The sequence below is a fragment of the Flammeovirga sp. SJP92 genome, from assembly GCF_001583495.1.
Taxonomy (GTDB): domain Bacteria; phylum Bacteroidota; class Bacteroidia; order Cytophagales; family Flammeovirgaceae; genus Flammeovirga.
Window position 1 is genome coordinate 1 of the sequence record NZ_LQAQ01000114.1, and the last position, 18,602, is coordinate 18,602.

Annotated in this window: 23 protein-coding genes; 8 read left to right on the forward strand and 15 right to left on the reverse strand. The window is 31.0% G+C overall.

Going from position 1 to position 18,602, the window contains the following annotated elements; translation table 11 throughout:
* Positions 1 to 501 precede the first annotated feature (501 nt).
* From AVL50_RS30215 to AVL50_RS30230, 4 genes are all read left to right on the forward strand, one after another.
* Complete coding sequence (locus AVL50_RS30215) at positions 502 to 1,074, forward strand: hypothetical protein (RefSeq protein WP_062621410.1); 573 nt, start codon at positions 502 to 504, stop codon at positions 1,072 to 1,074.
* Positions 1,075 to 1,248: 174 nt separating this feature from the next.
* Positions 1,249 to 1,842 (forward strand): hypothetical protein, encoded by a 594-nt coding sequence (locus AVL50_RS30220; RefSeq protein WP_157491699.1) that lies wholly within the window; start codon positions 1,249 to 1,251, stop codon positions 1,840 to 1,842.
* Between the two features lie 207 nt (positions 1,843 to 2,049).
* On the forward strand, positions 2,050 to 2,457 hold the full coding sequence (locus AVL50_RS30225) for a DUF4288 domain-containing protein (RefSeq protein ID WP_062621414.1): 408 nt from the start codon (positions 2,050 to 2,052) through the stop codon (positions 2,455 to 2,457).
* Between the two features lie 322 nt (positions 2,458 to 2,779).
* The gene (locus tag AVL50_RS30230) at positions 2,780 to 3,142 is read left to right on the forward strand and encodes a hypothetical protein (protein ID WP_216639109.1); all 363 of its coding nucleotides are present in this window, start codon (positions 2,780 to 2,782) and stop codon (positions 3,140 to 3,142) included.
* A 341-nt stretch (positions 3,143 to 3,483) separates the two neighbouring features.
* On the opposite strand, the gene AVL50_RS30235 is transcribed toward AVL50_RS30230, so the two are convergent.
* A complete protein-coding gene (locus AVL50_RS30235) occupies positions 3,484 to 3,780 on the reverse strand; it encodes a putative quinol monooxygenase (RefSeq protein WP_062621415.1) in 297 nt (98 codons plus the stop codon).
* A gap of 551 nt (positions 3,781 to 4,331) precedes the next feature.
* Between AVL50_RS30235 and AVL50_RS30240 the strand changes: the two genes are divergently transcribed.
* The 3 genes from AVL50_RS30240 to AVL50_RS30250 all read left to right on the forward strand — a co-directional run bounded on the left by AVL50_RS30240 (position 4,332) and on the right by AVL50_RS30250 (position 6,368).
* Positions 4,332 to 5,042 (forward strand): YgcG family protein, encoded by a 711-nt coding sequence (locus tag AVL50_RS30240; protein WP_062621417.1) that lies wholly within the window; start codon positions 4,332 to 4,334, stop codon positions 5,040 to 5,042.
* Between the two features lie 93 nt (positions 5,043 to 5,135).
* Positions 5,136 to 5,669, forward strand: a complete 534-nt coding sequence (locus AVL50_RS30245) for a hypothetical protein (RefSeq protein WP_062621418.1) — start codon at positions 5,136 to 5,138, stop codon at positions 5,667 to 5,669.
* Between the two features lie 159 nt (positions 5,670 to 5,828).
* A complete protein-coding gene (locus AVL50_RS30250) occupies positions 5,829 to 6,368 on the forward strand; it encodes a hypothetical protein (RefSeq protein WP_062621420.1) in 540 nt (179 codons plus the stop codon).
* A gap of 467 nt (positions 6,369 to 6,835) precedes the next feature.
* Here AVL50_RS30250 and AVL50_RS30260 read toward each other — a convergent pair whose 3' ends face one another.
* The 14 genes from AVL50_RS30260 to AVL50_RS30330 form a co-directional block, all read right to left on the reverse strand.
* On the reverse strand, positions 6,836 to 7,462 hold the full coding sequence (locus AVL50_RS30260) for an HAD family hydrolase (protein ID WP_062621424.1): 627 nt from the start codon (positions 7,460 to 7,462) through the stop codon (positions 6,836 to 6,838).
* A gap of 80 nt (positions 7,463 to 7,542) precedes the next feature.
* Positions 7,543 to 8,271 carry a hypothetical protein gene (locus AVL50_RS30265; protein ID WP_062621431.1) on the reverse strand — a complete coding sequence of 243 codons (729 nt, stop codon included), beginning with the start codon at positions 8,269 to 8,271 and terminating at the stop codon, positions 7,543 to 7,545.
* Positions 8,272 to 8,665: 394 nt separating this feature from the next.
* The gene (locus tag AVL50_RS30270; RefSeq protein ID WP_062621433.1) at positions 8,666 to 9,154 is read right to left on the reverse strand and encodes a DUF2314 domain-containing protein; all 489 of its coding nucleotides are present in this window, start codon (positions 9,152 to 9,154) and stop codon (positions 8,666 to 8,668) included.
* Between the two features lie 346 nt (positions 9,155 to 9,500).
* Positions 9,501 to 10,397, reverse strand: a complete 897-nt coding sequence (locus AVL50_RS30280; RefSeq protein ID WP_062621436.1) for a tetratricopeptide repeat protein — start codon at positions 10,395 to 10,397, stop codon at positions 9,501 to 9,503.
* An 87-nt stretch (positions 10,398 to 10,484) separates the two neighbouring features.
* Positions 10,485 to 10,838 carry a hypothetical protein gene (locus AVL50_RS30285; protein ID WP_062621438.1) on the reverse strand — a complete coding sequence of 118 codons (354 nt, stop codon included), beginning with the start codon at positions 10,836 to 10,838 and terminating at the stop codon, positions 10,485 to 10,487.
* Between the two features lie 146 nt (positions 10,839 to 10,984).
* Positions 10,985 to 11,461 carry a hypothetical protein gene (locus AVL50_RS30290; RefSeq protein ID WP_062621440.1) on the reverse strand — a complete coding sequence of 159 codons (477 nt, stop codon included), beginning with the start codon at positions 11,459 to 11,461 and terminating at the stop codon, positions 10,985 to 10,987.
* Between the two features lie 173 nt (positions 11,462 to 11,634).
* Positions 11,635 to 12,525 (reverse strand): ATP-grasp domain-containing protein, encoded by an 891-nt coding sequence (locus tag AVL50_RS30295; protein ID WP_062621441.1) that lies wholly within the window; start codon positions 12,523 to 12,525, stop codon positions 11,635 to 11,637.
* 187 nt (positions 12,526 to 12,712) lie between these two features.
* Entirely contained in the window at positions 12,713 to 13,306 is a 594-nt protein-coding gene (locus AVL50_RS30300; protein ID WP_062621443.1) for a hypothetical protein, read from the reverse strand.
* A gap of 111 nt (positions 13,307 to 13,417) precedes the next feature.
* Positions 13,418 to 13,789 (reverse strand): hypothetical protein, encoded by a 372-nt coding sequence (locus AVL50_RS30305; RefSeq protein WP_062621445.1) that lies wholly within the window; start codon positions 13,787 to 13,789, stop codon positions 13,418 to 13,420.
* 222 nt (positions 13,790 to 14,011) lie between these two features.
* Positions 14,012 to 14,863, reverse strand: coding sequence for a hypothetical protein (locus tag AVL50_RS30310; protein WP_062621447.1), 852 nt, complete (start codon positions 14,861 to 14,863; stop codon positions 14,012 to 14,014).
* A gap of 83 nt (positions 14,864 to 14,946) precedes the next feature.
* Positions 14,947 to 15,513, reverse strand: a complete 567-nt coding sequence (locus AVL50_RS30315; RefSeq protein WP_062621449.1) for a hypothetical protein — start codon at positions 15,511 to 15,513, stop codon at positions 14,947 to 14,949.
* 344 nt (positions 15,514 to 15,857) lie between these two features.
* On the reverse strand, positions 15,858 to 16,175 hold the full coding sequence (locus tag AVL50_RS30320; RefSeq protein ID WP_062621450.1) for a hypothetical protein: 318 nt from the start codon (positions 16,173 to 16,175) through the stop codon (positions 15,858 to 15,860).
* 176 nt (positions 16,176 to 16,351) lie between these two features.
* Positions 16,352 to 16,873, reverse strand: a complete 522-nt coding sequence (locus tag AVL50_RS30325; RefSeq protein WP_062621452.1) for a hypothetical protein — start codon at positions 16,871 to 16,873, stop codon at positions 16,352 to 16,354.
* 72 nt (positions 16,874 to 16,945) lie between these two features.
* A complete protein-coding gene (locus AVL50_RS30330; RefSeq protein ID WP_157491700.1) occupies positions 16,946 to 17,386 on the reverse strand; it encodes a hypothetical protein in 441 nt (146 codons plus the stop codon).
* A gap of 326 nt (positions 17,387 to 17,712) precedes the next feature.
* Between AVL50_RS30330 and AVL50_RS30335 the strand changes: the two genes are divergently transcribed.
* Entirely contained in the window at positions 17,713 to 18,546 is an 834-nt protein-coding gene (locus AVL50_RS30335) for a tyrosine-type recombinase/integrase (protein ID WP_082795725.1), read from the forward strand.
* The last annotated feature ends 56 nt before the right edge of the window (positions 18,547 to 18,602 follow it).

The following is an 18,602-nucleotide window of genomic DNA, read 5'->3' on the forward strand; positions in this document are numbered from 1 at the left end:
TATTATTGGATGCGTGAACTGATCAAAGATCAACCACAATTCAAACTCTGGAAGAACCCAACCGTTCTGAAATGGAAGACCTACGTCTAATCCATTCATTTTTCATTAGAATTCCTCTCAACTCACCTATTTCCACTCACTTCTCTCCACAATTTTTCACAACGCTCCCGCTTCAGGGATTTTTTTATGCTAAAATTTTCTGAAGTCAAACACAAATTCAACAATTACTCGAACTTGAAGAGATAATTTGCATTTGCTCACGAATTGATTTGAAAAAAATATTATTTGAATGTTGATTGGTTAACTCAAAAAAATCCACTCTTGTTTTGTAATACATAAACATGTAAATTCAAATTATCTTTCAACAATCTAACTGCAAACTTATTTTTTAATAGGAAGTTAGGAGTGCTTTTTACTAATGGATATGTAACATATGGCGTATATCCGTTAAATTTTTAGGGATAAACGTTATTGTGTTTATCCAATGTTAGTGACAATGACATGAACTTCGAATTTTTCGAGATTGATATAGAAACGAAAGAGTCTCCGGATAAAGTAAGAGAGCTGATTCAGGGTTTGCTACTGGAAACCTATCAAATCAGCTACACCTCAGACAATGACCATTTTTACAGTGAGATTGATGACCATTTCAAAAAAGTTGATGAAGGAATTGAAATTGCATGTTTTGATGTTTCACAAACTGAAGATGAATCATGGAGATTCACGCTTGAATTTGCTTATTTCCCATTGAACAAGGAAAAGTATGGAGCATATCCTGACTTTAAATTGGCTGAGCAAATTCACCAAAAATTCACTTGGAATTGCATTTGCTCTAGGCAAGATATTTTTAATGATATAGATGAATACGACCCTTATTGGGGGATTTCTCTTGTAAACAAAAAATGGTATTTATGTGACCTTGGAGGGTCTGTACTAATGGGGCCTTATACCGATGAAAAAAATAAAATAGAAGGCGATCAAGGAATAATATTATCATACGAACTTGGAAAAATCGGAATGGAATTCCGCAAAGGAAAATACAGTCTTCAACAACTTAAAAATGAAAGTCACTAACATATGCTATGAATGAATGTGATTTTAGCAGTCAGGACATTTTGGTGGGGATTGGAAGGCCCGCCACAAGTAATAAATTTAAAACAAGGCGTGGCTATGTGCGAGAGGAAAGGTTAGTGCTTTCTAATCCCCACTCATCATAGCTGATCGTTGTAGCACATTAAAGAAAACCAGATGAAACAAAAATTTCCGATAATACTTATTCTTCTATTGATATTAACGGCTTGTGATTGTCAATACCATTTATCGGGAATTGTTTTGGACAAATTGACCAAGAAGCCAATTCAAGATGTGGCAATAGGAAAAACGGACACAAATGACTTGGAGAACCCATTCAACAGAAAAACAATGACAACTGAAAATGGAGCTTATGAAATATATGGAGTATCAGGCAGATGTAATGAAATAACAATGTTCTTCTCTAAAGACGGTTACGAAACTCAAAAAATTATTCTCTCAAACAACTCAACTGACACGATTTTATTGCAACCTACAACCAAACAGCAGACTGCAATATTTGACTTTAAGAAAGACTTCGAAATTGTAGAACTTGAAAAATCAAATGATTATCCTTCATCGGATAAGGACACAACAGTTTGCATAAATTGGACTTTAGACAAATTGGAAATAAAAAGGATAATTAAAGGGTCAAAACCAATAAGTGGACCTGAATGGCATCATTTATTTGGACATTATCCATGCAGAATTCATGGGAAATTACGTAAAGGTTCAACTCAGTTTAACTATTCCATCAATAGTGGTGCATAGTTTACAGTAAGTTCACCAGACACTACTTTGATGTTTGGGAGTTTTGAAAAAGAGAATAATAAATATTTCCTTGACTCTGCTTGGACGGAAGAAGAAATAGAAAAAAATGAATAAAAACGTGCTACAAAACTATGTAAAAATGTATTAAAGCGCATTTTACATTAACTGCTGTGAGTAATTTTATTATATACTGTAAATATCTCAAATATGAAAAAATGGTTTGGAGTAAAAATACTATTCAAATACCAGGTTTCTGGAAAAGTAAAGACTGAGTTGATTGATGACGATTGGGTCGAGAATTATCGTGCTTTCGAAGAAAGTGTAATTTTGATAAGAGCAACATCATTTGATGAGGCTTACCAAATTGCTGAAGAAAAAACAAATGGCAATACTGATAGTTGGATGAATAAATATGGTCAAGTAATTGAAAAGATTTTTCATGATTCCATAGATTGTTTTCTGATCGGTGATGAGGAGTTCGAAGATGGCTTAGAAGTTTACTCTAACATCTTTGAAATAAACAATAATCTATCAGATGATCAACTGATAGGCGAATATTACCCAATAAATCATAGGAGAAGGGAGATGTTAATTATCGACAAGCCAAACTCCTAAAGACTCACAACAGATGTTATAAATGAATAGGGGTTTATTGGTCAAGATATTTATGTGCGGGTTAGAAAGTTCCACCACAATTTTTTAATTTAAATCAAGGCATGGCTATGTGCGAGTCGAGAGGTAAGTGCTTTCTAATCCACATCTGTACATTGGCAATAATTAAAGCCTACTAAACTCAAACTTGAATAGGAAAGGCCAAAGTGAAATTATAGTTATGGATAGCCATTCAAAGTAAAGATGAAAGTTTTGTATGTCGTGAATTCTTAGTAAGAACTTTAATTCTTCTATTAATGACTTTCAAGAAAAGAATTACAAATCTATGTTGAAGTACTCAATACCAATAAAAAGAAAATTAAAAGATGAAGAGTATAAATTATTAGAGCATCTTTTAAAAACAGAAAGAAAAGAATTTTTGAATATTTTACCTGAATTAGTTGTAATTGGAAGGTGTGGATGTGGTAATTGTCCAACTATACAATTGGGTTTAAATTATGAATCAGATATAATACATGGTAAAATTATAATAGATTATTATGGCTTAAGTAAAAAAGGTAACCTAATTGGAGTTTCTATTTTAGGCAATGAATATCAGCCATCAGAACTAGAATTTTGGTCAATAGATGGAGTTGAAGAAATAACTGAAATTCCAGATATTAAAACACTAAAACCAATGGGTAATTAATTTTAACAAAAAAGCATAAAAATAACGATTGGGAGTTGAGTAAGCTAGAGAAATTTCACCTCTAACTTCTCACAGGACCATACGTGAAACACTCAATTCATACGGCTCCTGCACTATTCGTAGTATCAAGCCGATAGGCGTTACTACGAACTCTATTATTGTTTAAGTTTGCAACTTATAACAATATCCCGCCAACCCTAGTTTAGCATATATGTTAGCCACAAGGTGAGAAGGAAGCAACCATCCAAGTTCACTAATTGAATGGTTGCTTCCTACTTAAGAAATATTAATGAAAATACTACTCGTTTCTTTTCGTTATATTTTCAAGTATGGATCAATATTTAAGCTATTTGATTCATTTCATGTACAACGAATTCTTCAACTGCACCATCGGTGGCTTTCAAATAATCAGCTAAGTGTTGATTATTCATGTGGATTTGCCACAATTCTCTGTTTTCCCAATTTTCATAAAACAGGAATAAATTTTCGTTTTCATTATCTTGATGAAGGTCGTAGTTGATACACCCTTTCTCTGCTCGGGTAATATCAATAAGTTTTAATAGCTCTGATTTTACAAGCTCTCTGCCTTCTGGTTTTGCCAATATTCTGGCTACGATTGTTAATTTTTGACTACTCATGATTCAAATTTTTAAATTGTTTTAAAATCTTCAATACAAAGGTAGCTAGATACAGAGTGAGGGGCGTTGTATCTAAATTGGAAATAATTGTATGCTTTATGGTTTTAGGGTAAAAACAACAATAAATACAACTCATTTTTAGAACAAACACCTGTTTTTAACCTGTATTTTATGCTATCAAGCCAATTTTTATACAATGAAAACAGAATAAATAAGTAAACTGTTCGAAATGGGTAAAACGTCCCTATAAGAATAACTTTTGTCCTAGTACTTAATAGGCTCAATTTACTTTGATGGAAGATTAATTCAGATATTATCATATTTAGAACAGAATATAATTGAAGAATTAAGTAAATTTAGAAGTCCTATTTACTATTTGCTTTTGAGACTTTAGTGAACTTTCTTTTATCTAGAGAATATCAGGAGCTAGCTAATAAATTAGGAAGAAAAAATACTTACAATAATAGCTACGCTCCATCCACCAGCTGACATAAACGTTGGTCGAAGTTTGGCATTTTTATTAAGCACAATTAAGAACAAGCAAACTAAACATGAAAAATATTCTAATATTAATAATATTCTTTTTCTCAGCTAATTTGAGGGCTAATACAATTGACGATTTTGTATCAAATTCGTTTACTTATTCATATTCTGTCAATGACTATTCTGCCACCTTAAGTGAAAATGAACTTCAATCTTTAATTGAGGAAGTTGATAGAATTAATACTATTTCAGATATAGAATACTCAGCATGTATTATACCTTCTCTTGAAGGTTATAAAATTAGAGACGTAGCAACTTCAATAGGTAATTTTTGGGAAATTGGAGCAACTAAAAATGGAGAAGGAGTACTGATTTTGATCTCAATTCAAGATCGGAAAGCATTTATTGCAACAAGTACAAAAACAAAATATACAGATGGTGAAGTTCAAGTCATTGTGAATAAAGACTTACTACCTTACTTGAAGAATAATAATTACTCTAAAGGAATATTACAATCTATAGATAGATTTGAGAATTCAAATAATGCATCAGAAAACAATGATTCCATAGATAGCTCCATTTATTTTATAGTTATATTCTTTGTGATTTTGTTCATCTATATAATTTTTGATTTTTATAAATTAGATGGTTTTAAAAAAAATAAAAACCGAATAAAGTTTTCCGTTAATTCTAAAAATAGTTCATCAACTTTTGATTCTTCATCAGGAGGAAGTAGTAGCGGTGGCTTTTCAGGAGGAGGAGCTGGAGGTGATTTTTAATAAAGTACTCAACAATAGCTACGCACCCTCCAGTTGAAACACCCACTGGTTGTAGCTTTGCCATTACGTTGTGGTGCATAAAAGAAGAAAGACATGAATCATTTCATAATTACTTTATTAGGACTCTTTTTTACAGTCAATGTGATTGCACAGGAATCCGAGTCGTTGATTGTTTCTAGAATCGATTCCATTACTTATGACATTGACAATAATTCTGACAACTTAGGATTGCATGAAGATGGAGAATTATCGAAAAAGAGATTTTTGTTTTTCAAAAAGAAGATTGGTGGTTACTTCTCAAATGTTGTTTACAAAGACACTTTGGTTTTATCCATAGAAAATGAATATTACTATAAGAAAAATGGCAGGACTGAAAATGAAATATTCTATTTTTCAGAGAACAAACTAATCAAATATTCCGAAGAAACTTATACAGACAAAAATCTAAATCATAAGGTTGAAATTTATTATAAAGATCATAAGCTTATTAAAGTAAATAAAGATATTCATGATAGTTTTAAACTTGATGCAGAGAAGAAGGAATCAATAATTGAGAAATCTAAAAATGAAATTTCCAGGAGGCAAATGACTGCAATTGAGTGGAAACGAATATTTGGAAAGAAATAAAAAACAACGACACAACAACAATGTATAATTTTTATAGCTGTGATAGTACTTAACACAAGTAGAGAGCTAGCACCAACTTTTATTAGGTCCAACAGGACAAGTTTATACTGAGCAGTAGCGATTATAATTAGTTCTACTATTTTTTAATTTTACTTTGAAATGAAAAAATCTTTATTATTTAGTTTCCTATTTTTTATACTTACATCATTTACCACAAATACTATAAAAGGAATTAATTGTATTAATGGGTTTTGTGTTGGTATGAATTACACTGAAGTTGAAAAGGTACTTGAAAATTATAAAACTACCACCAGACCTTTTTATGAACTTGGAATAGATTCTGAGGAAGAGTGTTTGATAGTTTTAGAAAAAAATAAAGAACAGTTTGGTTTATGGTTTGACTCTAATCCACCAAAAAAACTGAAGGGAATAATCTTATTAGATGAAAGTATTATTATTGATAATTCTATTCATATCGGTATGACACTTTCTGATTATCTTTTAATATATCCAAGATCAAAAATCGAATTAGATATGATTCAAGGAGAATATGAATTCATCTCTAACCATAATGGATATATGATAGAGTTTCAAGTGGTAAATGGAAAAACAATTGGCAATTATAATGGTAGTGGCTTACCTACTTCTAAATTTCATTCTACAGAAAGGCAAATTGATAGAATTGTTATTTCAAAATAAAGACTATTATTGATATTAGAATAACAACAAATATGATTAAACTAGATTGAAGAACACTTTAAATTATAGAGTCATCAGCAACTTGCCCCATCTTAAAGATTGAATTATATTTAAAGATACAAACTCCCTGTATGTCACCACTTTTTTTGAAATCTGACTGCATACAGCAATGTTGTGCGTAATGAAAGCCAAGAAAATCAACTAAACATGAAAGCTAACCTCTTAATCATAATTTTTTCCTTAATAGTGGGAAAAGTCTATTGCCAAGACGCAAAAGAAACTTCTGTTTAAGTGATTTATGTAATTCCTCTACTTTCCATCTTTTTGATAGATTGTAGTGATTTGATATCTTATAAAGAAATCTAATTCCATCTATTTCAATATGTCTACTTCCTTTTTTGGGGAATGCCATCCTATTTCATTTTTTTATTTTTCAATTAGCTTCAACGATTTGGTTAAACTGTATTTCAATGCAGTTTAGGTTGTGCTATGTGTTTTTTTATCTCTCTTAGATCTTGTATTTCATAACCTTTTGAAATGGGTGTAGTACGATTTATTTTTAAATAATTCCATTTCATATTTCTAGCCCCAATAATATCTGATTTAAAAGAATCTCCAATCATCAATATTTCACTAGGTTCATTATTTGTAATTTTTTCAATTTCTTTAAAAATCTTATCATTTGGCTTTAAGTATCCATAATCGCAGGAAAAAATCATTTTTTCAAAATAGTGGTCAAGGTTATTATTAAAAACAGGTTCCTTGTATGGTGATGCTAAATTAGAAATCAAGAAAATTCGAAAATTCTGTTTTAAATCTCGAAGTACATCAATAACCTCTGTATAGATAATTACAGATTCTAACTCGTTTGTCAAATCATTTAGCCTTTCATCATACAAATTAGAAAACTCCAAAGGCAATAGAGTTCTTAACTTATTTAAGTCATTTTTCATTACCAATTGTAGGTATGATGAAGCATCAAGTCCGAAACCATCTTGAGAACTTTTAAATAATTTCAAAAAGAAATGATTCGATTTTTTTATCTCAATCAATGTATTGTATAAATCAAAAACTATTGTTTTAATATTATTCATTTCCAATTAAACATTGTGTGACGTATATGCTAAAATACGACCAGCTGGTGAGTCACCCGATGGATGGAGGTTAGCTATTGTTAGCGGTTTTTTAATAAATCTATTGCTAATTTTATTGATTCTTTAATGTCTTCATTTTCAGTTTGTAAATAACCAACTTCTAATTTCTTTTTGTTTGAATCAATCCAATTCATCAAGAGATTAATTTCTTCATTTGAAAATTCTTCAAACTCATCTTTTACTTGAATTATGTCTTCAAAGTAATATACTATTAAATTAACATAGTTAACAAAACCATTTTCATTAACCACTACATTCCATTTTTCAAGTAATAAAGGTAAGTTTTTAAGTAACTTGTTTAATTCAATAAATAATTCAAAATCTAAAGAGCGTATTCTGTTATTTATATCATAAGTCCACCAAGTAATTAAAAATTTATGTATAACATCTGATTCTGATTTATCCCAATTCTTCCAGTTACTATAATCTAGTTTACCCAAAATAATAAATGTATGTACCGTGAGCTTATTTTGAGCCGTTAGTTCTAAGATTCTGGGAAGGTAGTACTTGAAATCATCAACCGTTCCCCAAGTAGTCATAGTTTTATAAGCAAATCTATTAATATCATCATCCTCTAATTCTCTTAATGGTTTTGAATTCAAAGTGAATTTATCAGGATTTGATACACAACAAGAACACCCTTTTATTTGGGGATTGAATGAGTACTTCGAGAATGTAATATATAACTCTTCAATTTCTTTTAACAATTCATTTTTCATTCCTTTCATCCTTGCTGTAACCGCTAACATTAGATAAACACAATAGTGTTTATCTCTCAAAATTTAACGAACCTACACCATATAGTATATATCCATTAGTAAAAAGTACTCCCAACTTCCCATTAAAAATAAGTTTGCTGTTAGATTGTTGAAAGATAGTTTGAATTTACATGTTTATGTATTACGAAACAAGAATCGATATTTTAAGGACGAGCAAGGAGTTACTACCTATAGGTTTTGGTTAAAAAAATTCTAGAGAAGAGGATTTCAAGTAGGATTGAAAATTATGTCACAAAAAATACCTTTCAAATCTATGAAAAGTCTATCCTAAATTCCATACTGACTTCAATGTATAACACCCACCACCTTTGTTCAACTTTTTGGATCTTTCAGGCCAAACTAAGCTCTAATTACTACCCTCTGTTTATTTATTTTCGATTTCAAAAATATGATTTGAATGAAACCAGATTTCTTTATCGACTTTCAAATCATCTGTTGAATAAGAGTCATTTTTTAATAGTCCTTTAAATATTCGTCCATTCTTTTCAAGAACCTTTACCCACATTCGCTCAACTTCTTGATCTTGGTCTAAAAACTTTAGTTTCACATAATCATTAGTTTCAACCCTATTTTTTTCTATTTCTGTAGGGATTGGATTATCATAAATCATTTCAGTTGCAGATTTACTTATATCAACCAGTTCGAAATCATCTTTATCAAAAGTAGGAAGTCTGGTGTCTTGTTCAATTTCTATATATTCAGTTTTATACTTCTCCAAAGTTTTTATTTCCATTTTGGATAGAGGTACATCTTTTCCAAAATATTTATCTTCTTCTCTTTTTTGTTTTCGTAAAGTGAAGAATAGAATAATTCCGAGAATAATAAGTGAAACAATTTCTATTATTGAGTTCATACTTATCTTTTAATTATGGGTAATGAAATTGCTAAACTGCGAGCAAGGACGCGGTAGTCGAAACTTGCTGTTTTTAGCTGGTGTTGAGTGCTTTATTTAATGTTCTATATAATTTAAGAGCTTTTGTCATTTTATTTTCCTGAATTAGAAGTATTAATTCTCTATTAATAATGGTTCGATTTAGTCCAATAATTGGGTAATCAGGTTTCCAGTCTCCCCAATCTAAACCCTTGGGAAAATCTCCCCACACTTTTTGATCTTCTGTGCATACATGTCCTCTTATATTATTTAGAAATAGGTTTTTACGTGCTTTGCATGCACTATACACTTTATTGTAGCATATTTTTTATTTATTTTTCAAAGCTTCAATCTGTTGTTTAGCAAAATCAACCACTCTTGTGTCATCTAATTTCAGCATTTTTTCGTAGTATTTTATTGAATTTTCAACGTCGCCTTTAAGTTTATATCCGTGAGCAATATTGCTTAGTACAATCACGTCTTTTGGGTCAATTTTTTCAGCTTTTAATAAAGTTTTGATCCCTTTGTCATATTCGCCTGACAGTAAATAGGTGATTGAAATGTTCGATAAACTTTCAATATGGTCGGGATAAATTTTTAAAATCTCTTCCGCAATAGTTCTCATATTTTTAAATAAGTCATCATCTTCAGTCTCATAAAGATTGAGCTGATAATCTTGAATTGAGCTTAGAAAAAATTCCTTTCCATTTTCTCTTTTTTCATTGAATGTCCAAGTCCATTCATTATTATTTTCCTTAGAGTACTTAATGGTTCTCACGATTTCATTGGTGAAGTTTTCCCAATCTTCAGCTTGTCCGAGAGCGTATATTTTTCCAAACCGCATATCAAGTCTGTTTGGGTACAGTTTTATTCCTTGGTCTATTTTGTCAAGTCCTTTTTGTAATATTTCAGTATTATAAACCATTTCACTTCCCAAAAATCCTGCAACTTGCCCTGTGCTGTCTTGAAGTTGAAGGTTTTCGAATTTTGGTTGGTTTGTCGACATTGAAATAAATTCCTGTCTTGATTTGAGGAAGTAATAATTGAAATAACTCGTAATCAATTCTGGATTTTTAGGTTCTTCTGATTCCCATTTTGTTAAAAGTTCAATTTGCTTGGTTGTGTCACCTTTCTGGCAAAGTTTGTCAAATTCTGTTTTGTAGTCCTGTCCGAAACTAAGGTTGGTCAGAATTGAAAATGCTAAAATACTTAATATCTTATTCATTGTCTGTTATAAATGTGCTTCACGACTCGGGCATGGTATCGTAGGCAGATTGCGTCGCAGATACCTGTGGAATATGCCCATTTTTTATTAATCTTCACTCAACTCAGTATCTAAATAACCTGAGTTTAAAAACTTATTTTCATCTATTTCAAATTTTTCTTTCAAAGAGCCTAAAAGATCAGCTAATTCATCAAAACCGCCATATTCAACACCATACATATCATCAGGCTCTATTGAACTAAAATGATAAATTGACTCTACTCCTTCATCTCTGTCATCAAAAACTTCAAATAAGAATCCAATATATTCATTCTTATCCTTCTCAATAGTTAAATATCTATGACACTTAAATTCATCAGAATAAAACTCTCCTAAATATTGTTCTACTTGTCTTCCTCTATTAAGTTGCGCTTTAACTTCATCTATCAATAAATATCTCATAATTAGAAAATATAATTCTCTCAGAATATGGGAGTGTTAGTTGTAAGATTAAATCTCAATCACTATCTGCTTGAAAAATTGATCATTGGGCATAACGTTTAGTATAAAATGCGTTTCAATGCATTTTTACAAAGCGTTGTAACCAGTTATTTTAGGTTATTGATCAATTTTTTAAAGTGTGGATAATAAATACTTCCCCACAAAGGTTTTTTTTCAAATTGGTAAGTTTCTTTGGTATTAGAATTATAGATAACTGGAATTGAAAATCCCGCCCATTTTTTTCCTGACTTTAATTTTTGACAGTAGTCTTTTGCTTTATCCGAAACATTATTTGATATCAAAATCGATATTACTCCCACTCCTGATTGAAGTCCCCTCGGCCAACCTTTGTAGTTTTGTTTAGAAAACTTAAACGATTCAGATAAATGATTTTCAATTAAACTTTCATCTATTTCTTTATCTCCAAAGTCAGTGGCAACAATGAAAGTATTTAATTGTGTAGCCATCCAACTCCAATTAAACTTCTTTTCATAACCAATCACACTATTATTATCTAAGATATTTTCTTCCGAATGGTAAATAGAAGATTCATTTAGTTTCGCTTTTATTGATTCAATATTCATTTTGCTTTATTTTAATTGGTTATACCGACTCGACTAAAAAGCATTTCATAGAACATACGTCCCGTCTACTAAATAGCCACAAGCCTTTTAAAATTTATTCAATTTGTGGTGAGATTGCTTAAACGCAATAACCTACCGATTCTACTACTAACTTAATGCTTTTTTAGACTTTGTTATAGTACTTTTTCTTTTAGGTTTTTATAGTACTCATCAGTATTCGCATTATCTGGTAAACCAGAAACCTGACCATCACCGAGTTCCATTATTATCCAGCTTCCATCTTTCTTCTGAGCTATATCCATTGTAAAGAAATTGCTTTCAATATTTTCAGCAATACGCATGAAGTCGTCTATAACTGGTTGCGTATTTCCATAATCGCCTTCATCCCAATAATCAAACACCTTTATAACTTGTTTATTGGCAAAAAATACTCTGAACTCTTTTGTTAGAGGCATTCCACTTTTAGAATGTTCTGTTAGAAACTCTAATTCTTCAAATTGTCTAAACACTAATCCCTCATTTAAAGAACTACCTCTCAATTCAATGAATTTATCAACAACAGATTTAACTTTCTCAAATTCTGAAGCATTAGGAATAAAGCAGGCATCATCCCAATTATGTTTTTCAGATTTCACAAAGTCCTTTAATATAATTGAACTATCACCAAAGTCATCTAAAACCTTAGATATTGAATCATTACTTAAATCCGTTGTCCAATTTGATTTTGGAGTTTTAGACTTTATTACATCGTAAGAATTTGGTAGATAGTGGCAATGTATATATTGAGTTGGCGTATTGATTAATTGTATATTTTTTTTCAATAATCCATCATAAAGGCTTTCATACTGTTTCGGGGTTAACATCCATCCACGATATAAAGCATCTATTTTTGTTTCAGAAGCTTTTACATACTTCAAAGCCAAAGGGATATTTCCATTAGTCAACTCTTCAAAACTAATTAGAGAGAAAGTAAAACCGGCTTTAAGTGCTGAATTTTTCTCTTCTTCATAATCTGAATCAATTATTTTATTATCAAATACACTATCACAATATATAATTCTCATTTTTTAATTTGCTTCCATGTACTACAATGATCTTGCTAAAGTAAGTATGGAACTAAGATAAGTTGAAGCATCTTAACTGACAAACCAAGTTATAAAAAAGTCAATCAAATTCTGGCCGTGATCAAGAGAACCACCCAAAGCTTCTTTGTCCCCCGAAACCCATATTTACTTTGAGCTCACATTACTGTCATTTATTATTTTTTCTTTTATAATCACTTATTACCCTGTTTTCAATTCTAAAATCAGAGTAAACTAAGTTCCATTTTATATCATTTGGTTCTGGTTCTTTAGGTTTTCGAAGATCACTATTTCCAATTTGAAGTATTACATCTTTTGTTTCCCAAGTTTTTAGGTCCCAATAAGTTATCCATGATTGTAAAGGGTGTACTTGTTGGTAGGATTTGTCTTTTCCGTTTCCTCCAAATTTTTCATTCATTTCTTCTACTATAATATTTTTTTCATCTTCATTCAAATATGAAACAGTAATATTTAAAACAATATCATTTATTAAAGTCAAAGCTATAGCAGAGTCAGATTTTAATACCCAAATTGCGATTGGTAAATCCTTGTAACTTTCTGGAAGTTGATCAACATTATTCTTATCCCATCCATCAAGATAGTTTGGGAAGTAAAGATTCTTATACTTTTTAAATTGGGTAGTATCTACTGTTTGTCCTATTTTAAATCCTCTTATTTCTAACTCTTCTGGGTTCGTGTATTTTTGGCTGCACGCAGTTAGAAATAGTATAAAACATAACACTAGTGATAGATAAGTTCTCATTTTATTTTTTTTGGCTGTAACATAAATGCTAAACTACAGTCAGCGGGTGTGTCATCTGATGACTGAAGTTTCAGCGATTGTTGTGGTGTGTTTAGATTTTCGTTTTAATTGTTATTCAATATATAAGTTTTCTAATATTGGAAGAATTTTATCATCTTCCTTCTTTTTATGTACTTTTGGCATTGTCCAAGACAAATTCAAAGCAATACGGTTTTTCCCAAACAAATAGGTATCAATTACCAAGTCATCTTTTTTTTCGTAATGAGTGTACTTCAAACCTTCAAGATTTGAATAAAATATTTTTTGGGGATTATAATCTTTGTATAAGTCTATACATTCTTCAATATTAAAATCACTTTCAAGAACTTCAAACTCCGAAATAAACAAGACAGCTTCACTGTCTTTTTTGTTAAATAAAAACTCCTGATCTCCATCTAATGGAATCAATTGTTGCCATTCATTTGGAAAAATTATCTTAGTCATAGTTGATGGTGAAGTCCAAGTTTCTATCTCAACTCCTTTTAGACAACCAATTAACCTAAGAAATTTATGATAGAAAAAATGTAGATAATGATAAATCATAATTACCTTCTTTTATTTTTTGTAGACGAATATCATTGAAAGTAGAGCTGTTATAGAATACACTACAACGTAGAGTATTTGAAGCGTAGCATCCCGCAGAGTGCTATGGTTTCATATACAGTTTTAGCCACTAGTTTTATTTAGTTCTTCTTTCTCCTCTTTAGTCAAATTAGGATGACTGATTTTTACTTTTTCAATTTTCCCTATACCACTTGGAATACCATTTAAATTCCCTCTCCAAGATTGAAATTCAACATATTTTAAACAAGCCATTTTGCTAAAATCTAACTGTGTCAAATCAATCTCGCAAAAATTATGTGCCCCTGTCTGGAAATACGATAAACATTTTAGAGTTTCAAAATCAGAAGGGAAATTATCAAACCCTGAAAAGCTTAATTTTATCTCTCTTAGTTTTGGTATTTGTTTGAATGATTTTAAACCTGAAAACTTTGTCTTATTTACATGAATTACCTCAATGTTTCTAATCCATTTGGTTTCCTCACTAAATTCAAAACGTTCTTCTTCTGCCTTAAGAATTCTTAATCGCGGAAACACTTCTAAACCTTGAACATTTTTGTTGTTGATTGCTTCCAAGTAGACACTTTCCACATTTTCAAAAATTGCCATTTCTGAAGGAATTGTGTCAAAGTCCTTTAATCTCAACGATTTGATTTTTAACCTCTCTGGATTATCCATCCATTTTGTTAGGGAATCAGTATTAAAATGTTTACCATTGTTTGAAAAGGTTAAATCCGTATAATGAGTCATTTTTTCAGCTACCCAATTGCAGTTGCAGGTGTAATCTAACATCGTTTGAATATCTTCTACTGAATTAGAATCGGAAATTACTTTCTGCTCAATTTCTTTATTAGTCTGATATGCTGTAATGTAAGTATTTGAATTTCCTTCATTTTTTTGCAGGCAACTCTGAAAAATCAATGCGATTAATAATATTTTAAATATTCTCGTTGTCATTCTTTTACTTGTGGCTAATGGCTAAACTACGACCAGAGGGTGTGTCGACCGGTGGATGGAGTGTAGCTATTGTCGTGCTTATTTTAATCGATTTTCTCGGCTCTTATAAATTTATCAGATTTAGTTTCGAGGTCATCAAAATTATCTAATAAAATTGCACTACCTCCTCTAATTATACTTTCATTTACCAAACCTAAAGTTTTTTCCACACCTAAAGGGTCTTGCCCTAATAAATCAAATATTATTTTATTGGACTTAGAGAATACTGTCAATAGTGACAGCCACTTCATATGGTTTCCAGGCAAAGTAATAATTTTTGTTTTTGGTTTAATAAAATCGTCGATCTGATATATTCTATTAGAGATATCACTATCTGGTTTCCCTTTATGTTTTATATATTTCTCAACTGTCATTGGGAAAAATATACTTCTGAGTTTACTTTCTTTAATGCGATCAACAAATGTAAGATCATGATGGATTTCAAGTTCAGGGATATTTCTCTCTCCTGTAAATAATTTTACAAGTTCTTTCTCCAACTCCAAAAAACCCCCTCCACTACAAAGGTAAATACGAAGTAATTCACCTTCATTTAGTTCAAATGGAGGTATTTTAAATTTTCCAATCGTAAACCCTTTGCATTTTACTATCATTTGTTTTTTCTTAATGTAAGCACAACGATGTGGGGTTTAGAAAGTGCTAACCTCTCGTCTCGCACATAGCCACGCCTTGATTAAAATTTAAAACATGTGGCGGACTTTCCAATTCCCACTACAATTTCCTGACCGATAAACCCCCATTCATAGCATTTGTTGGTATGCGTTTCATTTTCTGTCAAACAGTGTTTTTCGTCTTCTTGATTCCGCTCGATTATTATGTCACCTGAAGTTCATATATTCATTATCGTGATGACCAAATAAACTTGGAAACAGGAATTCCAATAATACTCTAAGTTGTGACTTTCTGGGTGTTTTACCAAATTCTCTCATTGTTTAGGTCAATAAGTTTTAATCCGTTGGAAATTTCCTTTGTCATCAAAAACAATATGCACTATCTGTAATCGAATAAGTCCATTTTCTTGGTCAGTCCAATGTCCAGCCTCCAATTTATTCAATTCAGTGTCAAACTCTGAAATCGACCTAGCACCGTTTACCAAAGCATCCGATATTACGTTTAAATCCTCCTTAATTATTATCTGAGTGTCTTTACAATGTCCAGAGGTTATAAAGGTTGCAAAAACTATGTAACCTGCTATAGTTATTACCAGTATTGTAAAAATAAAGGTGCCCAAAAAAGCTGTTTTCCACTTATTCATTTGCTTCTCGCATTATGCATGCCTAACGTAATGACTAACCTCGTGAGTGATTGCGTCAACCATGATTGGAGTTTAGTTGATGTTACCACACGTTACGTAATTTTGTTATAGATCTTTTTTATCTACTATTTAGAAGTTTAAGTATTTAAGATTGATTTAACCTTTTTAAAGATACTCTACCTTTCTAGGATTTCCCAAGGCTTTTTTTCTTCTGTTAGTAATTCTATATCATGTCTATAACCTGTTATTTTTTTAAAAATATCTGGAGCTATTTCAAAATAATAATCTACATCTATTTCGTCTTCTTGTAATTTATGTTTTTCAATCTTTATTTCTTCAAAAAATTTTGGGACCTCCCCATCAGTTTTAATATGTTCAATTCCTCCTTCTTCACAATTATGCAATACTGACCAATTCTCTTGACCATTTACCCAATTTGATGTAAAACTACAAAGTAAATTTTCATAAATAAACAAAGTTTGAAGTTCACAATCCTGAGACATTTTTTTAAATATTTTTGGATTAGGTTCTATATTATCCATAATATAATAAATCCTATATCCATTTTTTGTCATGGCTGTAGCGACCCCATGATCTTCATATTCACTAAACGTATTAGTAGATTTTACACTTAGGGCGGAAAAATCATTTTCTTTTTGACTAAATTTAGTTGCTATAAGTAATACTTTAAATCCCATTATTTTATTCTTTTCTATGTTTTAATATTTTATAAACTAATTCACTTATGTTTGGTAACGTAATGGCTAATGTTATAACCTTTTTAAATTCCAGCTTAAAAGTACACTATCTGCTTGTTCCATCGTAATTATTTTTGAAGGATAATCAATACTTCTTTTAGAAGTATCAGAACCAAATAACATATTATCAATTTCGCCTTTTACTGATACTTTTAATGCTCTTATATCCACCTTAAATAATAATGGTTTAGTTCTATTAAAATCTACTTTATCATTATTAAGTACAGAATGTAAGTTTAACTGGACATAAGTTGAGTCATTAATTTTTTTTCTAAACATATCGCTTTCCTCCCATGAACAAGAATTACAGTTTCTATCGTACATGATAATTTTTTTAGCATGAAAACTACCATCTTTAGAATTTCTATTATTGATTGACCATGTCATTTCATCCATCATTACCATATTTTCTTTTATAGTGGGAACACCTAGCTTTTCGCGTAATTTATTCATGTCTTTACCATAGTTTGGTTCAGTTTTACAAGCTGAAATGAAGACTAAAAAAATTATTGTAAAAAAGTATCTCATAGTCTATTTATTGGTTATAACGGTCTCGGCAATGAACAGTTGCGTGGGTTAGCGCCGACTTTTGCAAGTACACGACAAACCTGTAATAGCAATTGTTTATAGCCATTGTTGAACAAAAGCTCCGCTAGCTAAAGCCTTCAAATTCTTAATTTTACATCTTAATAAATTTTATAACACCTTAAATTTCATAAGATGAAAAAAAAATAGGTACTATACTAGACAGAGCCTTTAATGTTCCTGGTTTTAAAGAGATGTATAACGAAGTATATCGTAACATGTCTCTAAGTGGAAAGTCGAAGTCTACTTTTGATAACTACATCAAGTCTATTGCTAAAATTGCTTTGCATTTTAACAAGACTCCTCTTGAACTTTCCGATGATGAAATTAATGATTATCTACTTCAGCTCAAAGAAAAAAAGCAAACTTCTTATACTGCTTTCAAGCACTATGTCTATGCACTGAGATACATTTTTAAATACTCTGGAAGAGAAGAGAAAAACATCAAGCTTCCTGTATTAAGAAAGAAAAAAGCGATTCCTGATATCTTGTCAGTCGAGGAATGTAAAATCCTCTTTAAAATACCTGACTTATTGAAGTACAGGGTGATGTTTGCTTTGATTTACTCGGCGGGATTAAGAATAAGAGAGGTCGCTCAGCTTAAAATCTCTGACATCGATTTACAAAGAATGACGATCTATGTCAGAGATACCAAATATGCCAAAAACAGAGTGGTGCCTCTTGCTGAAAATATGAAAGTAGGCATTAAGAAATATCTTGAAACTGAAAATCCAAATATATGGCTTTTCCAAGGATACGGATCTCAAAAACATATTGCGACAACCTCAATTGGAAGAATGCTCAAGCAGACAGTGAAGGCGGCGAAGATTAACAAAAAAGTCACAACACATACCTTAAGGCACACTTACGCTACACACTGCGTCGAAATGGGGATGGACCCTTTTACATTAAAGGAACTGCTCGGGCATGAATCGCTTCAAACCACCTTGGAGTATATCAATCTTACAACCGTCAAAAAATCCAATTCCTTCTCGCCTTTCGACAAGATCTATGAAGCCAAAAGTTGAGATCAGTCACATTATCAGTCGGCAACAGTTTTGGAGGACTTCTACTCATTTTCTCA

What these genes read in the sequence shown, in the direction of transcription:
- AVL50_RS30215 (WP_062621410.1), top strand. Translation starts at nt 502, where the DNA reads ATGAACTTCGAATTTTTCGAGATTGATATAGAAACGAAAGAGTCTCCG.
- AVL50_RS30220 (WP_157491699.1), top strand. Translation starts at nt 1,249, where the DNA reads ATGAAACAAAAATTTCCGATAATACTTATTCTTCTATTGATATTAACG.
- AVL50_RS30225 (WP_062621414.1), top strand. Translation starts at nt 2,050, where the DNA reads ATGAAAAAATGGTTTGGAGTAAAAATACTATTCAAATACCAGGTTTCT.
- AVL50_RS30230 (WP_216639109.1), top strand. Translation starts at nt 2,780, where the DNA reads ATGTTGAAGTACTCAATACCAATAAAAAGAAAATTAAAAGATGAAGAG.
- AVL50_RS30235 (WP_062621415.1), bottom strand. Translation starts at nt 3,780, where the DNA reads ATGAGTAGTCAAAAATTAACAATCGTAGCCAGAATATTGGCAAAACCA.
- AVL50_RS30240 (WP_062621417.1), top strand. Translation starts at nt 4,332, where the DNA reads ATGAAAAATATTCTAATATTAATAATATTCTTTTTCTCAGCTAATTTG.
- AVL50_RS30245 (WP_062621418.1), top strand. Translation starts at nt 5,136, where the DNA reads ATGAATCATTTCATAATTACTTTATTAGGACTCTTTTTTACAGTCAAT.
- AVL50_RS30250 (WP_062621420.1), top strand. Translation starts at nt 5,829, where the DNA reads ATGAAAAAATCTTTATTATTTAGTTTCCTATTTTTTATACTTACATCA.
- AVL50_RS30260 (WP_062621424.1), bottom strand. Translation starts at nt 7,462, where the DNA reads ATGAATAATATTAAAACAATAGTTTTTGATTTATACAATACATTGATT.
- AVL50_RS30265 (WP_062621431.1), bottom strand. Translation starts at nt 8,271, where the DNA reads ATGTTAGCGGTTACAGCAAGGATGAAAGGAATGAAAAATGAATTGTTA.
- AVL50_RS30270 (WP_062621433.1), bottom strand. Translation starts at nt 9,154, where the DNA reads ATGAACTCAATAATAGAAATTGTTTCACTTATTATTCTCGGAATTATT.
- AVL50_RS30280 (WP_062621436.1), bottom strand. Translation starts at nt 10,397, where the DNA reads ATGAATAAGATATTAAGTATTTTAGCATTTTCAATTCTGACCAACCTT.
- AVL50_RS30285 (WP_062621438.1), bottom strand. Translation starts at nt 10,838, where the DNA reads ATGAGATATTTATTGATAGATGAAGTTAAAGCGCAACTTAATAGAGGA.
- AVL50_RS30290 (WP_062621440.1), bottom strand. Translation starts at nt 11,461, where the DNA reads ATGAATATTGAATCAATAAAAGCGAAACTAAATGAATCTTCTATTTAC.
- AVL50_RS30295 (WP_062621441.1), bottom strand. Translation starts at nt 12,525, where the DNA reads ATGAGAATTATATATTGTGATAGTGTATTTGATAATAAAATAATTGAT.
- AVL50_RS30300 (WP_062621443.1), bottom strand. Translation starts at nt 13,306, where the DNA reads ATGAGAACTTATCTATCACTAGTGTTATGTTTTATACTATTTCTAACT.
- AVL50_RS30305 (WP_062621445.1), bottom strand. Translation starts at nt 13,789, where the DNA reads ATGACTAAGATAATTTTTCCAAATGAATGGCAACAATTGATTCCATTA.
- AVL50_RS30310 (WP_062621447.1), bottom strand. Translation starts at nt 14,863, where the DNA reads ATGACAACGAGAATATTTAAAATATTATTAATCGCATTGATTTTTCAG.
- AVL50_RS30315 (WP_062621449.1), bottom strand. Translation starts at nt 15,513, where the DNA reads ATGATAGTAAAATGCAAAGGGTTTACGATTGGAAAATTTAAAATACCT.
- AVL50_RS30320 (WP_062621450.1), bottom strand. Translation starts at nt 16,175, where the DNA reads ATGAATAAGTGGAAAACAGCTTTTTTGGGCACCTTTATTTTTACAATA.
- AVL50_RS30325 (WP_062621452.1), bottom strand. Translation starts at nt 16,873, where the DNA reads ATGGGATTTAAAGTATTACTTATAGCAACTAAATTTAGTCAAAAAGAA.
- AVL50_RS30330 (WP_157491700.1), bottom strand. Translation starts at nt 17,386, where the DNA reads ATGAATAAATTACGCGAAAAGCTAGGTGTTCCCACTATAAAAGAAAAT.
- AVL50_RS30335 (WP_082795725.1), top strand. Translation starts at nt 17,713, where the DNA reads ATGTATAACGAAGTATATCGTAACATGTCTCTAAGTGGAAAGTCGAAG.